Raw genomic sequence first — 20190 nt, forward strand, 5'->3', positions numbered from 1 at the left:
ATGCACTCATTGGAGTTGCAGCGATGGAAGAGCCATTCGACGACGATTGTTTCGCGATCCGCCAGGCGGCGCGTTATGTCTCGCAGATCTACGACCGCCATCTGGCAAGCGTAGGCTTGACGATCACACAGTTCTCCTTGCTTGGCCGCCTCAAGCGCACTGGCCCAATGACGATGAAGCAACTGGCTGAAGCCATGCGGATGCAGCGCACCACGCTGGTCCGCACGATCCAGCCGCTGCGCCGCAGCGGGCTGCTGTTGAGCGAGGCACACGGCCCGGACGCACGAGCGCTGTCGGTCACGCTCACACCAGAAGGTGAGGCGCGGCTCGAGGCGGGGCGTAAGCACTGGCACGCCGCGCAGGCTGAATTCGAGCACAGCTTTGGCGGGCAACGTGCGCAAGCGTTGCGCGGCGAGTTGTTTGCAATCACCGGTCACTTGTGAAATGAGCACAGAGCCATGACCGGCCGATAGCAATCAACGCAATGAACGGGCGCCATGAATCGGCGCTATTTTTTCAACTTCACCAGTGCATACGCACACATATAACCATCATGTCCACTACACCTTCGACTGTTGCGCCAGCGGGCGCCGCGCAGGCCGCCAAACCGGCCAGGCGCGTTCCGTGGATGCTGCTCGCGATCATCACGGTGCTTGCCGTGCTGGCGCTCGCCGCGTCGTACTGGTTCTTCGTGGGACGCTTCGTCGAAACGACGGACGATGCCTACGTGGGCGGCGACGTCACGGTCATGGCGCCGAAGGTGAATGGCTTCGTGGCTGACGTGCTGGTGAAGGACAACCAGTTCGTGCATGCGGGGCAAGTGCTCGTGAAGCTGGACTCGCGGGACTACGACGCACGCCTCGCGCAAGCCACGGCAGAGGTCCGCAGCGCCCAGGCCGCCGTGACCGAATTGCAGGCGAAGAAATCCTTGCAGCTTGCCACGATCGATGAACAGAAGGCGGAAGTTCGCGCCAACGGTGCAGAACTGACGCGCAGCGCAGCGGATCAGGCTCGCTATCGCGAACTCGTGAAAGACGACGCGGTATCGAATCAGGTGGTGGAGCGTGCTAATGCGGATCTCACCAAGGCGCATGCCGCGGTGGATCGCAGCGGCGCGTCGCTGATCGCGGCGCAGCGGCAGATAGCCGTGCTCGACGCGCAGATCGGCGACGCACTGGCCCGCATTGCCACCGCGGAGGCAGCGCAGCGCGTGGCGGCGTTGAACGTCGAGTACACCACCATTCGTTCCCCGATCGACGGCTACGTGGGCAACCGCACCGCGCGCGTCGGACTGCTCGCAAACACCGGCGTTTCGCTGCTGACGGTGGTGCCCGCGAGCGGATTGTGGATCGACGCGAACTTCAAGGAAGACCAGTTGAAGAAGATGAGCGTCGGCGACACGGTCGATGTCGATCTGGATGCTTCCAGCACACGCATTCGCGGCGTGGTGGAGAGCCTCGCTCCAGCAACCGGCGCAACGTTCAGTGTGCTGCCCGCCGAGAATGCGACCGGCAACTTCACGAAGATCGTGCAGCGCGTGCCGGTGAGAGTGCGCCTGGTCGTGCCGCAGAACATGCAAGGCGTGCTGCGTCCCGGTCTCTCGGCGACGGTAAAGGTTCACCTCGACCACGTGGACCACCTCGATCACGCCGGTGCTCAGAGCGCACCGGCTCGCGGATAAACCATCATGACCGACGCTTTCGCGAATCCCGCCGACCAGCCGACGCGCACGAAGGTTTTTGCGTTCGCGCTGATGTGCCTCGGCTTTTTCATGGCGACGCTTGATATCCAGATCGTCGCGTCGTCGCTCAAGGATATCGGCGGCGGCTTGTCCGCTAGTCAGGACGAGCTGTCGTGGGTGCAGACGTCGTATCTGATCGCTGAAATTCTCGTGATTCCGATGTCCGGCTGGCTTACGCGCGTGTTTTCCACGCGCTGGCTGTTCGCGTTCTCGGCACTTGGCTTCACTGTCACGAGCATGTTGTGCGGACTCGCATGGGACATCAATTCGATGATCCTGTTTCGCGGCCTGCAAGGTGCGCTCGGCGCAGCGATGATTCCGACCGTATTCACGACGGCGTTCGTGTTGTTTCCGGGCAAGCAACGCCTGATCGCGTCGACCACGATCGGCGCGCTTGCGTCGCTCGCTCCGACTGTGGGGCCTGTAATCGGCGGATGGATAACGTCGCAATGGTCGTGGCATTGGCTGTTCTATTTGAACCTGGCGCCAGGTCTTGTCGTCGCGTTGACGGTGCCGAAGTACGTGCATGTCGACAAAGCCGATTTGTCGCTGTTGAAAAAGGGCGACTACCTTGGCATTGCGCTCATGTCCGGCTTTCTCGGCTGCCTCGAATATGTGCTCGAAGAAGGGCCGCGCAAGAACTGGTTCGGCGACGACGTGATCGTTCTGTGTACATGGATATCGGCTATTTGCGGATTTCTTTTCCTGGTGCATGCGTTTACCGCAAAGGAACCGATTGTCGATTTGCGCGCGCTGGCGGTTCGCAATTTCGGCATCGGCAGTTTGCTGTCGTTTATCACGGGCATTGGAATCTTCTGCACCGTTTTCCTGACGCCAGTATTCCTGTCGCGCGTTCGCGGTTTCGACTCGCTGCAGATCGGCCTTGCGTTGTTGTCGGTAGGCTGTTTCCAGTTGCTGGCGCTCGTCGCGTACTCGACGCTCGCGCGCTTTGTCGATATGCGCCTCCTGATGGTGTTTGGTCTCGTGTTGTTCGGCCTTGGTTGTTATCTGTATGTGCCCCTCACTCATGAATGGGGCTGGCAGGAGTTGCTGATTCCGCAGGCGCTGCGGGGCATCGGTCAACAGTTCTGCATTCCCCCAATCGTCACGATGGCGCTCGGCTCACTACCGCCGTCGAGACTTCGGTCCGCGAGCGGCCTCTTCAATCTGATGCGTAATCTGGGCGGCGCAATCGGCATTGCAGTGAGCAGCACGATGCTGAACGACAGGCTCAATTTGCACTACGAGCGGCTCGACGAACACTTGACGGCGGGTCGTCCGGTAGTCGAATCGATCTTGCAACAGCAAGCCGCACATTTCGCGGCACTCGGCGGAAACGCGTTGAATGCAGCCAATGCAGGACTCGGCGCATTGCATGCGGTTCTGATGCGAGAAGCCTTGGTGCTGACTTTCTCCGACACTTTTCTCGCCGTGTCGCTGTGTTTTGTCGTGGGCTTGCTGAGCGTGTTTTTCTCGCGCCCATTCGGAAACGCCGCGCCCCCGCCCGATGCTCATTGAGGACCTGATGATGAAAACGATCGCTCTCAAAGTACTGACAAGCGCTCTAACGTTGGCGCTTGCCGCGTGCGCAGTGCAGCCGGCGACGCACGCGGATCTGCCGCAGACGGTGAGCGCGCTCGCGCCGCAAGCGTGGAGCGTCGACGCGCCGCAAGACAGCGTGAGTGCCAACGTGTGGTGGGATCAGTTTGGCGACCCTGTCATGCATCGGCTGGTCGAGTCGGTATTGACCGGCAATCTCGATGTGCAGGCGGCAGTGGAGCGCGTCAGGCAGGCGCAGGACCTGGTCACGCAGAATCGCGCTGCCTTGCTCCCTGAGTTGAATGCCGGCGCCAACGCGTCGTATTCGCGTCAAAACACGCCGCCGCCGCTCGGATACGTGCGCCAGGCGGGTGCCGGCCTCTCGGCCAACTGGGCGCCCGATGTATTCGGCGGCGAGCGTCTGGCCGTTCTGGCGGCGCAAGCGCAGGTGTCGGGCCGGCAGTCGGCGTTGAACGAGGTACGGCTTGCGCTCGCCGCCAATGCGGCAGCAGCCTATATCGATCTGCGTTGGGCTCAGGCGCAGTTGCAGATTCTCAACGAGAACGAGCAGATACGCGCTCGTGCGCTGAAGCTCACGCAGCAGCGTCTGCATTACGGCCTGTCGTCACAACTCGACGTTGCGCGCGCGCAGAACCAGTTGCAGGACTTGCAGGCGCAGATTCCACGCATGCAGACGGCCGTGCAGCATCAACTGAGTCTGATCGCGGTTTACTCGGGACGCACACCGGAGAGCGTGGATAGCCTGTTGCTCGCCGATGCGCGCGACATTCCCGTGCCTGCACAACGAGTGCCGCAAGTGCTGCCATCAGAAGCATTGTTGCAGCGGCCCGACGTGCGAACCGCGTATGCCACCGTCGAGCGGCGCGCCGCGGAAGTGGGCGTTTCGAAAGCAGAGCGCTACCCCAAGTTCAGGCTGAATCTCGCCGATGGTTTGCTGGCCTCTTCGTACCTTGGACTGCCCACGCTGACCGATAACCTGTTTAGCGCCGCATTGAGCGCGACGAGCCCGATTTTCAACGCCGGCCGAATTACCGCGAATATCGACGCGAGCGAGAGCCGCATGCGCGAATCGCAACTTGGCCTGCAGCAGACGATGCTGCAAGCGCTAAAAGAGATCGAAGACACGCGCAGCGAACTGGTGAATGGCGCTGTACAAGTCGAGCGCCTTGGAGGCGCGCTGGATGCGTCGAATCAGGCGTTGCGTTTGTCGAGTGACCTTTACAAAAGCGGTGCGTCCAGTTTCCTCGATGTCCTCGCTGCGCAGGAGGCGTACTTGCGCGACGCCGAATCGCTGAACCAGGCAAGGCGCGAGCATGCGCTTGCCGCCGTTGCCTTATATCGTTCGCTGGGCGGCGGCTGGGATGTTCCTGAAACGGTGACAGCAGTGTCGTCGAATAATTGACCTGCTATGTGACCGGTGCGCTGCGGATTGAGATTGTGCGGGCATGCAGAATGCGTGGCGAAAGTGCAGGCGGGAAGGCGGTTGGCTTACGCCTTGGTAACGCTACAATCCGATGACACGACGAAGCCGACGAGGTCATGATGGCACGGCCGTTCTTCACAATTGGGCACTCCACGCGCACGCTGTCCGAACTGATTGATTTGCTCAATAATTCGGAGGTCGAAACATTAGTCGACGTGCGCAGCATTCCACGTTCTCGTACCAACCCGCAGTTCAACCGCGATACGCTGCCGGAGTCGTTGGCGCCGGCACATATCAAGTACCTGCATCTGGCAGAACTCGGAGGGCGTCGTGGCCGACGCAAAGATGAGGGCCCGTCTCCAAACGGCTTCTGGACGCACCCCGCGTTTCGAAACTATGCCGATTACGCGATGACGGACCCTTTTCAAAAGGGCCTGGCAGAACTTCGCGAACTCGGACATCGCAGGCGCTGCGCGATCATGTGCTCGGAAGCAGTGTGGTGGCGTTGTCACCGGCGCATCATTACGGACTATCTGCTGATGCATGGTGAAACCGTAATGCACATCATGGATGCGCATCACGTGAACCCGGCGACCATCACGCCGGGTGCGAGCGCGCAGCCCGACGGTTTGCTCGTCTATCCGGCGCAGTCCGCTTCGCATTGAAGCGAACTGATTTCAATTAGCCCGCTTTGCCGATAGGCGCAAATCGCCGTTTGCCGCGCGCCGGCGTCAGACGACGGAACCGCTCTTTCTTGTGCTCTTCTTCAAAGTGACTGAGCGATGGCTTGACGAGATCGCTGCGCGAGACGATGCCGACAAGACGCATCGACTTTGCATCGGCTACAACGGGCAATCGTTCGAGGCCGTGCACTGCCAGTCTCGTCGCTACGAGACGACAGGTCTCCGAGGGCAACGCGAACGCCAGTGAACGCTGAAGGAAGACGTCCGCGACACTCATGGCGGGCCGCAGGTTCGGGTCCTCGTCGCGAAACTGTTCGAGCAGCGCGCGATCGGCCACGCCGATTACCACGGCGCCACGCACCACCGGGTACGCACGACGCGTCTGCTTTGCACCGAAGAATCTGTCGATCGCCGCGCCGACCGTCATGTCGGCTTCGATCGACTCGACGGAGGTTGTCATCACCTCGTCCACATGATGGCGCTCAAGAGGGTCCACGCCGTATTCGCGGTAGATGTGATAGCCGCGCCGCGCGATCTTTTCCGTCATGATCGAGCGGCGCATGGTGACCGTGGCAAAGCCGTGAGCGACTAGCGTAGCAGTGAGCAAAGGCAATAGCGCGTTGCTGTCGTGCGTGAGGCCGAACGCAAAGACGATGGCGGTCAACGGCGCACCGAGTGTCGCGCCGAGCGTTGCGGCCATACAGACGAGCGGCCATAGTGCAGGTTGATTGCCGGGCAGCCAGTGTGAGAGAACGGTGCCGAGTCCCGCGCCGAGCATCAGCAGCGGGGCGAGCACGCCACCGGATGTACCCGATCCGAGTGCGACGACCCACATGATGGCTTTCACCGCCAGCAGCACGATGGCGATCTGCAATGCAATGTGTTGATGCAGAAGGTCGCCGATCACGTCGTAACCTACACCAAGTGCTCGCGGCTCCAGCCACCCGCCGATACCCACCACGACGCCACCGAGTGCGGGCCACCACATCCAGTGGATTGGCAGCTTGCCGAACAGGTCTTCGGTTTTGTAAAGCGCGGCGGAAAGTCCCGACGCGAGCGCGCCGGACAAAAGCCCTGCAATCAGGCAAGAAAATAGCGACCACCCATCTGGCGCGGCTGTTTCGAGCGGAAACAACGGACCTGTGCCGAAGAACGCCGCGCGAGCGAAACCGGCCACCGCGCAGGCCACGGCCACGGGCAGAAAACTACGCGGCCGCCATTCGAAGAGCAGTAATTCCACGGCCAGCAGCACCGCCGCCACGGGCGTGCCGAACACGGCGGTCATGCCCGCTGCTGCGCCTGCCACGAGCAGCGTCTTGCGTTCCGCGGACGTGACTTTGAAGCATTGCGCAATCAGCGAGCCGAGCGCGCCGCCCGTCATGATGATGGGGCCCTCAGCGCCGAACGGGCCGCCGCTGCCGATCACGATGCCCGACGACAGCGGCTTGAGCACGGCCACCTTGGGTGACATCCGGCTTTTGCCGAACAGGATCGCCTCGATCGCCTCGGGAATGCCATGCCCGCGAATCTTTTCCGAGCCGAACCGCGCCATCAGTCCGACGATCAGTCCGCCGATTATCGGCACGCCAATGACCCACATACCGAGGTTGTTATGGGCGGGCGAACGTTCGGCGAACGACAATGTGCCGAAGAAAAACAGGTTCGTGAACAGATGAATCAGGTTCAGCAACACAAAAGCTGCGAGCGTGCTGACTGCGCCGATGCAAGCGGCGAGCGCGAAAATGCCCGGCAGTCGCGCGTTGGCGGAGAAGTCGCGCTTGTGGGAGTCGGTGTTCATGATTAGTCGAGGTCGATCTGAGGAACCTGGAAGGCGCCCTTGAGCGATCTGAGCTCGGCGCGATGAAGCTCGGCAAGTCTCGCAAGCACTCTTTCGCCTGCTTTTTCGATGTGTACTTCAACCTGGCGGCGGTCGGTCTCGCTAGTTTGACGGCGCACCAGACTGAGTGCTTCGCAGCGCGACACCAGCGCGACGACGCCATGATGCTGAGCCTGAAGCCGCTCCGCGAGTTCGCCGACAGTTGCCCAGTCGCGCTCCGGATATCCCTTGATATGCAGCAGCAACAGATACTGCAGCGGCGTAATGCCTTCGCTTTGCGCGGCCTGTTCCGAGAACCGTTCGAAGCGTCGCATCTGATAGCGAAACTCCGACAGTTGCTCGAAGTCGGCTTTACGCAATCCTGGAGACCGTTCTTTCATTGCTCACCGCCAGAGTAGATAAGCAAAAATTATATCACGAAATGATGTAATTCTGAGAACGCAACTCGCGCCGCAACCGTTTCCCGCTGCGATGTGGCGTGCAACCGCGAGCAGTGCAGTGCTGCGATCACGCCGCCTGCTGCGCCTTGACCACGGTCTGCCGATAGAGCCCGGAGATGAGATCCACTTGAGTAATCATGCCGACCACGTGTCCCGCGGTATCCAGCACAGGAATATGGTGGTGACCGAAGTTGGCAAACATCGGCACGAGGTCGGTAATCGGCGCATTGGTCTTGACGGTGCAGACGTCGGTGGTCATTACGCTGCCGACGGTTGGCGCACGCAGTGCATCGCCGCGCAGCCAGCCGTCTATATAGGCAATGAACGGCACGAACTGGCCGAAAATTCTTTTATCGACGAGATCTGCACGCGTGACAATGCCGATCAGACCGTGATCCGCGTCGATCACCGGAAGCGCTTTCACCTTGTTGCGTTTCAACAGTGCCCATGCAGCGACCGCGCGGGTGCCCGCCGACACCGACACCACATGACGCGACATGATGTTCTCGCAGGTCAGTTCGTTGAAACTGCGTGAGAAGGCTTGAAGCTGAGTCTCGCGCAGCAGCGATTCCAGGTCGTCCGGGTCGATGTCGAGCATTTCGCTGCGGCGCTTGAGTACGGCTTCCAGGTCGGCGCGTGTGAAGCCGGCGCGCGAGTCGGCGTCTGCGGTACTGCCCGCCGCGCTGCGCGACGCGCGTGCCGAATGAGGATAACGGTGGCCGGTGGCGACGTGATAGGCGATCGCAGCGGCGAGCAGCGCGACCGACTGTATTGCGATCGGTTCGAGCACGAACCGGTAGCCGAGCGCATGAATGGCCGGGCCCCCGAGCACGGCGGTCAACGCGACGGCACCCGACGGCGGGTGCACGCAGCGAAGTGCGAACATACCGCAAATGGCAAGCGCGACGGCCAGCGCGGCCGCCAGTGTGGGATCGCCGATCACATTCGCGCACGTCACGCCGATCGTCGCAGAAACGAGATTTCCGCCGATGATCGACCACGGCTGCGCAAGCGGACTCGCGGGCACAGCAAACAGCAGTACGGCGGAAGCGCCCATCGGCGCAACCAGCAGAGGAATGTTCGCGCCCGGTCCCAACAGCAGATACATCGAGCCGCCGGTGAATGCGATACCGAGCAGCGCACCCAGACATGAGCGCGCGCGCTCCTGCCATTTGACGGTGACCGGAACGGGAATAAAGCTGGAAAGCCAGCGCAGGACGATGGAGCGGGACAAGATGCGAACGAGGAGTTAGTCGATTGTACTGGGCTGCGAAGATACCCGCGAAAGCTGCGCCAACGCGAATACCGTGTGGTCATAATTATATGCCAATATGATATAAAACGCCGGCGGCGCTTAGCGGTGACGCTGGCGGCGAAGGGCATTCACGTAACAGGGCTCTTTGCGATTGACGATCAGCTTGATCGGGTTCCGCACTTCGTCAAAGAACTGAATGCGGATTTGATTTCCGGCGACAGAAACCAGCGGCTCAACGAATTTCGTGACCACCGTTCGCGCGTTCGACCTCGTTGACCCGATCGATAGCACGGTCGCGCGCATACATGTATGTCCGATTGAACGGATAGTCGCTGTGAGCCCATGGCATGCGGCCCGCGTGACCATCATCGGCTTTTACCGACTCTGCGGGGCGCGACGCGAGAATCTGAAACAGCGACGTCCATCCGCGCTCGAATCCCATTGCCGATCCGGCCAGATACAGCCGGTACGCGCGGATAATTTTCTCCGCGTCCTTGCCGAGCACTTCGCGTGCTTGATCGAGATGTGCTTCCAGTGCATCCGCCCAATGCCATAGCGTTTTTGCGTAATGCGGACGCAGGCATTCCGCGTCTACCGGTTCGAGATTGCCGCGCGTCATCGCATTCATCATTACGCTTACGTGTACCAGTTGGCCGCCCGGAAAAATGTATCTGTCGATGAAGTCGCCCATACCGCCGCCGACTTCCGCGTTGTCGGCGCCGCCTGCGGTAATGCTGTGATTCATCATGAGACCGCCCGGTCTGAGCAGACGTCGCATCTTCGCAAAGTACGCCGGCAGGTTCAGGCGGCCGACGTGCTCGCACATGCCGACCGACGCGACCTTGTCGAACGGCGCGGATTCATCGACGTCCCGGTAGTCCTGCAGCAGCATCGTGACGCGGCCCTGAAGTCCCTTTTGCTCGATCAGTCGGTTGACGTACGCATGCTGGTTCCTGGAAAGCGTAATGCCGGTTGCAGCAACGCCGTAGTATTCGGCGGCCCACAGCAACAGCGCACCCCAACCCGCGCCGACGTCGAGAAAGCGCTCGCCGGAGCGCAACATGAGTTTCCTGCAGATGTGGTCGAGCTTGGCCTGCTGCGCGTCGGCGAGAGACATATCCGGCGAAGAAAAGTAGGCGCATGAGTACACGCGTAGCGGGTCGAGCCACAGCGCGTAAAAATCGTCGGAGACGTCGTAATGATGCTGGATCTGAGCGGCGTCTTTGGCGCGGCTATGGTGCGTGCGCTCCCAGATCGCGCGGCGCGCACGGTTCACGTGGTCCAGCAGCCACCCATGTGTTTCGTGTGTGGGATCGCTGCGCAGCAAGGCCGGCGCCGCAGCCATGAGGTCGTGCATGCTGCCGTCTATTTCGAGCCGGCCTTCCACGTAGTCTTCCGCGAGCCGGCCGATCGCGCCCTGAGTGAGATGCAGCAGCGCCCTCGTGTCGCGTATCTCGAACGACAGACGCGGCTCGCGCGCGCCGATGCGCTGACCGTCGGGCAGGGCCACAGAGCAGGGCACGGGCATGCCGGCGATCTGCTGTTCCGCTGGCGAACGCAAGAGGCTCCAGAGCGTCATGGCGTTGGCTCCTTGCAACAACCTGGATGGTTCTTCCGAAGCATCATTCGTGCCGCAAGAACGGACCGCCGGCGGGTTCTGGCGTTGCCGTGCCAATGAACCGGTCTTTACAGTTAGCTATCCGGATCGTTTGCAGACTCGGCATGACTTGCGCCGAGGGTTTTCCATGAGAGTCGAATGCCCGCGAATCGACATTGCAGCGAGGCTCACCGCGCAAGTTCCGTCTGCTTCTACTAATTGCCACGCTTTCAGTGCAGTGACAGGATGCTTACATGATGGTGCCAACGGGAGCGCCATAGAACCATACGTTCATAACATCATGCAGCGCAGGAGCTTTGTACTCGCGGCATTGAGCACGGCCGGCATGCTTGGCCGGCCGCATGCCGGGTCGTCTGCTGACTTCGAGATCGTTCATCCGCGAATCCGCACCGGCGGTGAGGTTCATGCGGCATTTGCGCTTGCAGTGCTGGACCTCGCGATGAGATCGGCAAGAGTCACCTATACGATTCGTCAGGCCGACGTGACCATGGAGCGCGGCCGCGCGCTGGCTGAACTGGCCGACGGCGACTCCATTAATCTTCTTTGGACCAGCATGGACAGCCGGGCGGAAACCGGGCTGAACGTGGTCCACATTCCGGTGAACCGCGGCTTGATCGGCTATCGCGTGTTTGTGATAAGGAAAGACCGGCAGGCCGACTTCGACAAGGTCGACAACGTAGCAGATCTGCGCCGGTTGACGGCGGGCCAAGGGCTCGGCTGGGTCGACACGGACATTCTGCTCGACGCCGGCCTGAAAGTGGAGACGTCCAGCACGGACACGCTATTCGCAATGACGCGCGCGGGACGAATAGACTATTACCCGCGAGGCGTAATCGAAGCGTTCCCCGAACTCGAAGCGCGCAAGCAGGCGGAGCCCGACCTGACGGTTGAAAAACGTTTGCTGCTTAAGTACCGGTCGGACTTTCTCTTTTATGTGGCTCGTCGTGATCCAAAGCTCGCTATGACAATAGAGCGCGGCTTCATGGCGGCTTACAAAGACGGCTCATACATGCGGCTTTTCGATTCGCACCCGTACATTCAGCGCGCGCTGGCGCAAGCCAATTTGCGCGAGAGGAAGGTGATAGAACTGGACAACCGCTATCTGTCCACGGCTGACCGAAAGATTCCGGAAGAGTACTGGGCGCAGTGGCCGGCCATCGTGCGCGCGCGTGTGCCCTAGCGGGGAGAGCAGGGCGTGCCGCGTCGCTCGCGAGAACCGGTTAGCGGGGGTCAGGATTTCCTTACCCTCGAATCAGGATACCCTTGACGGATCATGCGCGCTGCCTGACTGTTGCGCGATGAGTATCGTTCTATGATGGATGAATCAAAATGGCCTAACCGGGTAACAGAGATGATTCCCTATCCGTCGCAGCGTGAAACCGAGGTGGAGCATATCAACTCGATCTGCTTCCGTCTCTTCGACATCTGGTGCGAACGACGCAGCATCACGCCGTTGGGTTATCTGATGCATTGCTGGCCGCTAGTCGATAGCGGACCCAAGGCGATCAGGCGAGTCGGAGAAACGTTGCGGGAACTACGAAAGTCCCATCCAATGGAACTGGATGGCGAGGCAACGGCAATGCTTCGCGAACTGACCGAATGCGTCGACGCTCTGCTGCTTCGTGCGGTTCACGAGCCGCAAGGCGTCATTGAAATCCGGCTGTCATCCTGAGCCGATGCCGGAAATTGGCGCGCACTGCGGCAAGCAATGGAGCAATGGAGTAGGCAACGAAGCAGAGTACATTGCGACGCGCGCGCATGGCGTCATAAGATAGTAACAACCGCTTTTCGGCGCGGGCGCCTGACATAGCAGCGCGCTGCGCCAGCACCGAACGAGTAACGACATCACCATGCTTGCGGGGGCAATATGGCTGTCAACCCCATGGGGGAGTGGTGGTATCCGCTCAGGCGGTTACGGCACAGTATCGTGCTCCGGCTTCTTGCCATCGCGATACTGTTTAGTTGCGTGCTCACCTTGTTGCTCACCGCGCTGCAGATTCATCGCGATTACAGCCAGGGCATTGCGCTCATAGAAAACCGCCTTTCGGACATCGACAAAAGTTACCGCGACAGTCTGGGCGAGGCGCTGTGGCGGCTCGACGAGGCGCAGTTACGACTTGAACTCGGCGGCATTCTGCGTCTGGCAGATATCAGTGTGGCAGAAGTGCGCCAGTCGGGCGGCAGTTCGGCGCCAACGCTCGTGAGCGCGGGCAGACCAGCCGGCGGCCCGGCGATAGCGTGTGAGTACCCGCTCATGCATCGCGTGCTCGGCAACGACCAGCGCATCGGCACGCTATACGTGCAGGCTACGTTGAACCATCTGTACGACGATCTGAAGCACACGGCGTTGCTGATTCTCATCACTCAAGCCGCCAACATTTTCCTCGTTTCGCTTTTCATCGTCTTTATTCTGAATCGGCTCGTGACGCGCCATCTTGCGGTGCTTGCGCGTACTGTCGACGGCTACGACTTTCGCGAGCCAGCCGAACCTCTGAAGCTAAACCGGCGTGTACCCCGCGAGCCCGACGAACTGGAGCGCGTGGTGACGGCGTTCAATTCGATGGGCGCCCGGCTGCATCGCGCTTATCTCGACGAGCGGGAGGCCGGTGCCGAGCGCGAGGCGCGCCGCGCTGCCGAAGCAGCGAATCGAGCGAAGGGCGAGTTCCTGGCCAATATGAGTCACGAGTTGCGCACGCCGCTGAACGCGATTCTCGGCTACGCGCAGATCTTGCGGCGCGACCCGAGTTTGAGCGAGAGACAACGCGACGGCGTCGGCGTCATTCAACGCAGCGGCGAACACCTGCTCGGACTGATTGCGGATGCACTCGATTTCGCGCGGATAGAAGCAGGCCGGCTGCGCGTCGAGATAGGCGACGTGCCGCTCGCCGGCACGCTCGATGCGATTCGTGAAATCATCGAAGTGAAAAATGCGCAGAAGCATGTCGAGTTCATCTGGCGGGTGGGGCCCGATGTGCCCGACGCCGTTCGCGCGGACGAACGGCGCTTGCGTCAGGTGCTGCTGAACCTGCTCGCAAACGCATTCAACTTCACGGATCAAGGCAGCGTGAGCTTGCTGGTCGAAATGACTGCGAAGAACAGCGTATGTTTCGAGGTGCGCGATACAGGCATCGGCATGGACGCCGACAAACTTCAGACCATTTTCGAGCCGTTCGAACAGATTGCGCACTTGGAGCGCGGCGCGGGTGGGACAGGGCTTGGGCTGACAATCAGTCAGCAGTTTCTGCACGCAATGGGCAGCGAAATCCACGTGCAGAGCCAGCCTGGCCGCGGCAGTGTATTCTGGTTCGAATTGCCGGCGGCCTCAGGCGCGTTCCCCGCCGCGCCGGTTATTGCCGATACACGCATGACGACCGGTTACAAGGGAGCGCGTCGCAAGGTGCTGGTGATCGACGACGTCGCGATGAACCGCGCGGTGCTAGTGGAATTTCTCGGCCGGCTCGGGTTCGATATTGTTGAAGCGACAGGCGGCCGCCAGGGACTGGCGAAAACGTTGAGCGAGCGACCGGCGCTGATCGTGACAGACATCGTAATGACCGATATGGATGGACTCGAAGCCACGCGCAGGTTGCGGCAGATTCAGGGTTTTTCGGAAGTGCCGGTGATCGCGACTTCCGCGAGTCCGTCAGGCGCCGACGAACAGCGCAGCCTCGAAGCCGGCGCAAATGCGTTTCTCCCCAAGCCGATCGACTTCGGGAAACTGCTCGCGCATGTCGCGCGCCTGCTCGATCTCGAATGGACCTACGCGCCCGCGGGCGCTACAACCGGCGTGCAGGATGCCCCTGCCGGGCATCCTGTCGCGGTACCCGAAGACGAACTCGAAGAGTTGCATCTGCTTGCGCGCCGCGGCGATATGCAGGAGATAAGGCTGTGGGCCGAACGGGTCGCGACGCATGATCCACATTACCGCGCATTCGCCGCGCGGATTCTGAGCCTCGCCAAAGGCTATCAATCGAAAGCGCTACTCCAACTCGTCGAGGAGCAACTCGAACGCAGGGCGGTCGGATGAACGGTACGGCGCTTCCCGCTGACGACTCGCCCACGGTCCTGATCGCGGACGACAACCCGGCCAATCTGGCGATAGTTGTCGAGAGTCTGGTAGCGCGCGGCTTCAAGGTGCTCGTCGCGCTAGACGGCCCGGAGGCCATCCAACGCGCGCAATTCTCGCAGCCCGACCTGATTCTTCTCGACGTGAGAATGCCGGGCATAAACGGCTTCGAAACCTGCCGGCGTCTCAAGTCGGACGAGCGCACGCGCAATATCGCCGTGATCTTCATGACGTCGCTAACGGGCAGCGAGGACATGGTGGAAGGTTTCTCGGCAGGCGGCGTCGATTACCTGACGAAACCCGTCCACGTCGACGAAATGATGGCGCGCATCAGCACGCATCTTGCGCTCAGAGGCATGCATCAGAAACTCATTGCGCAGAACCGGCAATTGCAGGACGAAGTGCTCGTGCGTCAGCGAGCCGAGGCCGCGTTGTCGCGCGTGCGCGACGGCCTCGAAGCAAGCGTCGCGCAGCGCACGGACGAACTGGGGCGCGCAAATGCGACGCTGCAGTCGCAGATCGAGGAACGCAGGCGTGCAGAAGCGCGGCTCGTCGCGAGCGAGTTCCGTTTTCGAACGATCGTCGAAACGAGTCCGGTGCCGCTTTGCATTACGTCGATGCCCGAAGGGCACGTTCTGTACACGAACAAGCCATTGCGCGAACTCTTCGGCATCGATTACGTGACCACGCATATCGGCAACATCGCCGAGTTGTATGCGGATATCGCAGACCGCGACCGGCTTGTCGAAGACCTGCGTCATGAAGGAAGCTTTCGCAACACCGAAGTTCGGTTAAAGCGTGCGGACGGCTCGACGTTCTGGGCCATCGCGACTGCGCGTGTCGCGACCTACGACGATGCGCCCGCGATTTTCGTCGGCCTCAACGATATTACGGAACGCAAGCGGATCGAGCAGGAACTGGTGGAATCGCGCGAGCAGTTGCGCGAACTGTCCGCGTATATGGAAGCCATTCGCGAAGAGGAAAGAAAGCGTATCGCGATGGAAATTCACGATGAATTGGGCCAGTTGCTAACGGCGCTCAAGATGGACGTGTCGCTGCTTAAAATGCGACTCTCCGGCGATCTAGAAGTGGCGAAAAGAACCGACGACATGCGCGAGCTCGTTGAAAGAACCATCTGGATGGTGCGCAACGTCGCGAGCCATTTGAGGCCTGCAGCGCTCAATTACGGAATCGTATCGGCGCTCGAATGGCTCGTCGACGATTTCGGGCGGCGCAGCGGACTTGCCTGCCAGTTTCGTCTGAATGGCAGAGAGCCCGTGCTCTCCGATGCACACGCAACCGCAATGTTTCGCATCGTGCAGGCTTCGCTGACGAACGTCGCACGGCATGCATGCGCGACGCGAGCGGACGTCACATTGACGAATACGTCGACGGCACTCGACCTGCATGTCAGTGACGACGGCTGCGGTTTCGATCAGGATGCCGTGCGTCGCGACTATTCGTACGGATTGCTCGGCATGAGCGAGCGGGCGCGTCTGATAGGCGGCTCGCTGCTGATCGACAGTGCGCCGGGAACGGGCACTGCGGTCTCGATACATATACCGCTTCAGGACGGGGTTCAGACATGATCAGGCTTCTGATTGCCGACGACCATCCGCTCGTGCGCGGAGGTCTCAAGCAAATAATCGAAACGACGCCCGACATTATGGTGGCGGGCGAAGCGGCGCAAGGTTCTGAAGTAATCGAGAAACTGCGCACCTGTCAGGTGGATTTGCTGCTGCTCGACATGACGATGCCGGGCATCAGCGGTGTCGATCTGATCCGGCGCGTGCGTGCGGAACGTCCGTCACTGCCGGTACTCGTGCTGAGTATCCATAACGAGGCACAGGTGGTCTCTCGCGCGCTGCGTGCGGGCGCAACGGGTTATGTCACGAAAGACAGCAATCCCGACGTGCTGCTCGCTGCAATTCATAAGCTCGCCGAAGGCGGACGCTTCATTGACCCGAAACTGGTGGAGGGAATCGTTTTCGAAACGTACTCGGGCGACGCGCCGCCGCATGAAATTCTTTCCGACCGCGAGTTTCAGGTTCTGCAAATGCTTGCGCTCGGCAAGAGCCTGAATGAAATTGCCGATGCTTTCGCGCTCAGCGCGAAAACGATCAGCACGCACAAGATGCGACTCATGCAGAAGCTCGGCCTTGCCAATAACGCGGACCTGATTCGCTACGCAATAAGGCACGGACTGGTCGCCGAATAGATAGTGGACACGCGTCAGGAAAACCTGAGTACTGAAGCAGGCATTCCTGATCTGACATTCCGCCGCCGCCGATGGAGGCGTTGCCACCGTCGTTCTACGATGCACCATGCGAATGAGCGGAGGAGTTATGGCGGCGTCAGAGCGATCGTTGCGCGAACTGGTCGAGAAGTGGCTGGACACGAGCGGTGCGGCATCGGCTCGAATCCAGTTGCAGCCCTCCGCCGGCCAAGGGAACAGACGCTGCATATGTGTCGAGGCACAACGTGAGACGGGCACGTTGACGCTCTTTTTCTTCCATCACGGCAACGGTTTGTGGCACGTATTCCCGCCTGACGAGCGGCCCGCCATGAGGGTAGCCACCACCGCCGGCCAGGCGGTAATTCGCGCGAAGAAGGGAGGATCATGACCCACGATGAATGGGGTTGGGGATCGCCGAAAGTATTGGCGCTGCGTATGTGGATGAGTGTGTGGTACGACCATGCGGTCGTGTCCGGCTTCATTCGCACGCCCTTCACGCTGAACGACGCGGACGCCGAGCGGCTCGAAGGCTATTTCAATCTCGGCCTGACACCGGAGGAAGGTGCTCGCGTGTTCTTTTCCAAATCGCATTAAATCCTGCTTTAAACATTCTCTCCGGCAGCAGTTTCGTTTAGCATCAGTGCCACTTTCATATGAAGAACCTGAGACATGGCACTCATCGCACGGAACGTACTCGGCATTGCCGTACTGCTCTTCATCGCTTTCATCTTTTCGACGAATCGGCGTGCCATTCGCTTACGGACTGTAAGTAGCGCATTGCTCGCGCAAGTTTGCATCGGCGCATTTATTCTCTTCGTGCCGCTTGGCAAGACGATTCTCGCGGCGGCTGCCGCAGGCGTAAATAACGTGCTTGGCTACGGCAATGCCGGCATCGAGTTCCTGTTCGGCGGACTCGTGCAGTCCAGAATGTTCGAGGTGTTCGGCAACGGTGGTTTCGTCTTTGCCGTACGGGTGTTGCCGGCCATTATCTTCGTGACCGCGCTGATTTCCGTGTTGTACTACCTGGGCGTGATGCGGTGGATCGTGATCGTGCTCGGCACGGTGTTTCAGAAGCTGCTCGGCGTGTCGAAGCTGGAGTCGTTTTCCGCTGTCACCACGATCTTTCTCGGCCAGAGCGAAATGCCCGCGGTCGTCAAACCGTTCACGCGCGACATGACAGGCGCCGAACTGTTCGCGGTGATGTCCAGCGGCATGGCCGCGGTTGCCGGCTCGGTGCTGGCGGGTTACGCGGGCCTTGGCGTACGGATCGAATATCTGCTGGCGGCGTCCTTCATGGCGGTGCCAGGCGGGCTGTTGTTCGCGAAGATCATTCATCCGTCAACCGAGCCGAGCCGCGTTCATCTCGACAACCTGAATTTCGACGAAAAGCGTCCCGCGAACGTGATCGAGGCAGCTAGCTCGGGCGCGACCGTGGGCCTCAGAATCGCGGTCATGGTGGGCGCGATGCTGATTGCGTTCGTCGGTCTGATCGCGTTGCTCAACGGCCTCGTTGGCGGCATAGGCGCCTGGTTCGGCCACCCGCAACTGTCGATGCAATCGGTCCTCGGCGTGGTGTTCGCGCCGCTCGCATGGCTGATCGGCGTCCCGTGGAACGAGGCGGTGATTGCCGGCAATTTCCTCGGGCAGAAGATCATTCTCAACGAGTTCGTTGCATACGCATCGTTATCGCCGTATCTGAAAGATGCGGCGAGCGTGACTGCTGCGGGCTTGCATGCGCTCGATCCGCGTACCATTGCTATTCTGTCGTTCGCGTTATGCGGCTTCGCGAACTTTGCGTCGATTGCGGTGCTCACGGGCGGCTTTAGCGCCGTCGCGCCGGAACGCCGCGCCGAAGTCGCGCGATACGGGTTGCGTGTCGTGCTCGCGGCAACGCTCTCCAATCTGATGAGCGCGACTATCGCGGGCATGTTCATTACGCTCAATTGAATCGAGGATGTCTTGCATGAGCATGGAACAGCTGTTGGAACGCGCGGGTGTGGCGCGAGAAAAGGCCTATGCGCCTTATTCGAAATTCAAGGTCGGCGCGGCGTTGCTGACGAGAGACGGCCGTGTGTTCGACGGCTGCAACGTCGAGAATGCGTCGTACGGTTTGTGCAACTGCGCTGAACGTACAGCGTTTTTCAGCGCGATCGCGGCAGGTTATCAGCGCGACCAGTTTGCCGCGCTCGCTGTGATCGGCGATACGGAGGGGCCGATCGCACCATGCGGCGCGTGCCGCCAGGTGATCATCGAACTGGGCGGTCCCGAGTTGCCGATTCGTCTCGGCAATCTCCACGGCGCAACGCGCGACACGACCGCGCGTGAACAACTGCCGGACGCGTTCTATCTATGAGCACGCCATGAGCACGCACAAGCTGATCTACGACACCGACCCCGGCGTGGACGATGCCATGGCGCTCGTGTTCCAGGCGCTGCATCCGGATATCGAACTGCTCGGACTAACAAGCGTATTCGGCAACGCCACGATCGAGACCACTACGCACAACGCGCGCTTTCTTGCAGGCCGGTTCGCGCCGGGCGTGCCGGTCGCGCGCGGCGCTGCGGCGCCGCTCAAGCGAGCCGCGCCGCAACCGCTCGCGTGGATTCACGGTGACAACGGACTCGGGAACATCGCGCTGGGCGCCACCGAACATGCGCCGCTCGATGCACGGCCCGCGCACCGATTCATTATCGACACGGTGCGTGCGCATCCTGGCGAAGTCACGCTGCTTGCAGTCGGCCCGCTGACCAATCTTGCGCTGGCGCTTGCGGAAGATCCGCAGATCGCGCCGCTCGTCAAGCAGGTCGTGATCATGGGCGGCGCATTCGGCACGGACGGCGTGCTCGGCAACGTCACGCCCGCAGCCGAGGCCAACATTCTCGGCGACCCCGATGCCGCCGACATCGTGTTCGGCGCGGCGTGGCCCGTCGCGATTGTCGGGCTCGACGTCACGCAGCGCACCGTCATGAGCCAGGAGTATCTGGCGTCGATCCGCGATCGTGGCGGCGCGGCAGGCCAGTTCGTGTGGGACGTGTCGCGGCACTACGAGGCGTTTCATCAGCAAAGCGCGCAGCTCCGGGGCATCTACGTGCACGATTCGTCGGCCGTTGCGTATGTGCTCGCGCCGCATCTGTACACCACGCGCAGCGGTCCTGTGCGAGTGCTGACGGACGGCATCGCGGTCGGCCAGACTATTCAGAAGCCGTCCACTATGCCCGTGCCCGCGCCGGACTGGGACGAGCGGCCGGATTGCCAGGTTTGCGTCGGCGTTGACGCGGCCGGCATGCTCGCGCTGTACGAGAGCACAGTGTGCGCAAGAGGTTGAACGGT

20 protein-coding genes are annotated in these 20190 nt (G+C 61.0%); 15 read left to right on the forward strand and 5 right to left on the reverse strand.

Going from position 1 to position 20190, the window contains the following annotated elements; translation table 11 throughout:
• Positions 1–23: 23 nt before the first annotated feature.
• From H281_RS0115960 to H281_RS0115980, 5 genes are all read left to right on the forward strand, one after another.
• On the forward strand, positions 24–443 hold the full coding sequence (locus H281_RS0115960) for a MarR family winged helix-turn-helix transcriptional regulator (RefSeq protein ID WP_020068133.1): 420 nt from the start codon (positions 24–26) through the stop codon (positions 441–443).
• Positions 444–553: 110 nt separating this feature from the next.
• Complete coding sequence (locus H281_RS0115965; RefSeq protein WP_027804647.1) at positions 554–1681, forward strand: HlyD family secretion protein; 1128 nt, start codon at positions 554–556, stop codon at positions 1679–1681.
• 6 nt (positions 1682–1687) lie between these two features.
• Entirely contained in the window at positions 1688–3259 is a 1572-nt protein-coding gene (locus tag H281_RS0115970) for a DHA2 family efflux MFS transporter permease subunit (RefSeq protein WP_020068135.1), read from the forward strand.
• 10 nt (positions 3260–3269) lie between these two features.
• On the forward strand, positions 3270–4703 hold the full coding sequence (locus H281_RS0115975) for an efflux transporter outer membrane subunit (RefSeq protein WP_027804648.1): 1434 nt from the start codon (positions 3270–3272) through the stop codon (positions 4701–4703).
• Between the two features lie 140 nt (positions 4704–4843).
• On the forward strand, positions 4844–5389 hold the full coding sequence (locus H281_RS0115980) for a DUF488 domain-containing protein (protein WP_020068137.1): 546 nt from the start codon (positions 4844–4846) through the stop codon (positions 5387–5389).
• 16 nt (positions 5390–5405) lie between these two features.
• On the opposite strand, the gene H281_RS0115985 is transcribed toward H281_RS0115980, so the two are convergent.
• The 5 genes from H281_RS0115985 to H281_RS37315 all read right to left on the reverse strand — a co-directional run bounded on the left by H281_RS0115985 (position 5406) and on the right by H281_RS37315 (position 10963).
• Positions 5406–7205 carry a chloride channel protein gene (locus tag H281_RS0115985; RefSeq protein WP_020068138.1) on the reverse strand — a complete coding sequence of 600 codons (1800 nt, stop codon included), beginning with the start codon at positions 7203–7205 and terminating at the stop codon, positions 5406–5408.
• A gap of 2 nt (positions 7206–7207) precedes the next feature.
• Positions 7208–7624 carry a MarR family winged helix-turn-helix transcriptional regulator gene (locus H281_RS0115990; RefSeq protein ID WP_027804649.1) on the reverse strand — a complete coding sequence of 139 codons (417 nt, stop codon included), beginning with the start codon at positions 7622–7624 and terminating at the stop codon, positions 7208–7210.
• Positions 7625–7751: 127 nt separating this feature from the next.
• Positions 7752–8918: an HPP family protein gene (locus tag H281_RS0115995; RefSeq protein WP_020068140.1), complete on the reverse strand. Its 1167-nt coding sequence runs from the start codon at positions 8916–8918 to the stop codon at positions 7752–7754.
• 253 nt (positions 8919–9171) lie between these two features.
• On the reverse strand, positions 9172–10518 hold the full coding sequence (locus H281_RS0116005; protein ID WP_020068142.1) for a class I SAM-dependent methyltransferase: 1347 nt from the start codon (positions 10516–10518) through the stop codon (positions 9172–9174).
• A 268-nt stretch (positions 10519–10786) separates the two neighbouring features.
• Positions 10787–10963 carry a hypothetical protein gene (locus H281_RS37315; RefSeq protein ID WP_241077889.1) on the reverse strand — a complete coding sequence of 59 codons (177 nt, stop codon included), beginning with the start codon at positions 10961–10963 and terminating at the stop codon, positions 10787–10789.
• Between the two features lie 33 nt (positions 10964–10996).
• On the opposite strand from H281_RS37315, the gene H281_RS0116010 reads away from it, so the two are divergent.
• The 10 genes from H281_RS0116010 (at position 10997) to H281_RS0116055 (ending at position 20185) form a co-directional block, all read left to right on the forward strand.
• A complete protein-coding gene (locus tag H281_RS0116010) occupies positions 10997–11737 on the forward strand; it encodes a transporter substrate-binding domain-containing protein (RefSeq protein WP_241077890.1) in 741 nt (246 codons plus the stop codon).
• A gap of 171 nt (positions 11738–11908) precedes the next feature.
• Positions 11909–12229, forward strand: a complete 321-nt coding sequence (locus H281_RS0116015) for a hypothetical protein (protein ID WP_020068144.1) — start codon at positions 11909–11911, stop codon at positions 12227–12229.
• Positions 12230–12424: 195 nt separating this feature from the next.
• Positions 12425–14584 carry an ATP-binding protein gene (locus H281_RS0116020; protein WP_027804651.1) on the forward strand — a complete coding sequence of 720 codons (2160 nt, stop codon included), beginning with the start codon at positions 12425–12427 and terminating at the stop codon, positions 14582–14584.
• A complete protein-coding gene (locus H281_RS0116025; protein WP_020068146.1) occupies positions 14581–16212 on the forward strand; it encodes a hybrid sensor histidine kinase/response regulator in 1632 nt (543 codons plus the stop codon). The genes H281_RS0116020 and H281_RS0116025 overlap by 4 nt, the downstream gene beginning before the upstream one ends.
• Positions 16209–16841, forward strand: coding sequence for a response regulator (locus H281_RS0116030; protein ID WP_020068147.1), 633 nt, complete (start codon positions 16209–16211; stop codon positions 16839–16841). Before H281_RS0116025 ends, H281_RS0116030 begins: the two co-directional genes overlap by 4 nt.
• Before the next feature lie 112 nt (positions 16842–16953).
• Positions 16954–17247 carry a hypothetical protein gene (locus H281_RS34695; protein WP_227471260.1) on the forward strand — a complete coding sequence of 98 codons (294 nt, stop codon included), beginning with the start codon at positions 16954–16956 and terminating at the stop codon, positions 17245–17247.
• Positions 17244–17453 carry a hypothetical protein gene (locus H281_RS0116040; RefSeq protein WP_027777516.1) on the forward strand — a complete coding sequence of 70 codons (210 nt, stop codon included), beginning with the start codon at positions 17244–17246 and terminating at the stop codon, positions 17451–17453. The genes H281_RS34695 and H281_RS0116040 overlap by 4 nt, the downstream gene beginning before the upstream one ends.
• 75 nt (positions 17454–17528) lie before the next feature.
• Positions 17529–18806 (forward strand): NupC/NupG family nucleoside CNT transporter, encoded by a 1278-nt coding sequence (locus tag H281_RS0116045; RefSeq protein WP_020068150.1) that lies wholly within the window; start codon positions 17529–17531, stop codon positions 18804–18806.
• A gap of 16 nt (positions 18807–18822) precedes the next feature.
• Complete coding sequence (locus tag H281_RS0116050; RefSeq protein ID WP_027804652.1) at positions 18823–19212, forward strand: cytidine deaminase; 390 nt, start codon at positions 18823–18825, stop codon at positions 19210–19212.
• A 7-nt stretch (positions 19213–19219) separates the two neighbouring features.
• The gene (locus H281_RS0116055; RefSeq protein WP_020068152.1) at positions 19220–20185 is read left to right on the forward strand and encodes a nucleoside hydrolase; all 966 of its coding nucleotides are present in this window, start codon (positions 19220–19222) and stop codon (positions 20183–20185) included.
• The last annotated feature ends 5 nt before the right edge of the window (positions 20186–20190 follow it).

Origin of the sequence: Paraburkholderia caledonica, assembly GCF_000383275.1 — a bacterium.
Classification (GTDB): Bacteria; Pseudomonadota; Gammaproteobacteria; order Burkholderiales; family Burkholderiaceae; genus Paraburkholderia; species Paraburkholderia caledonica.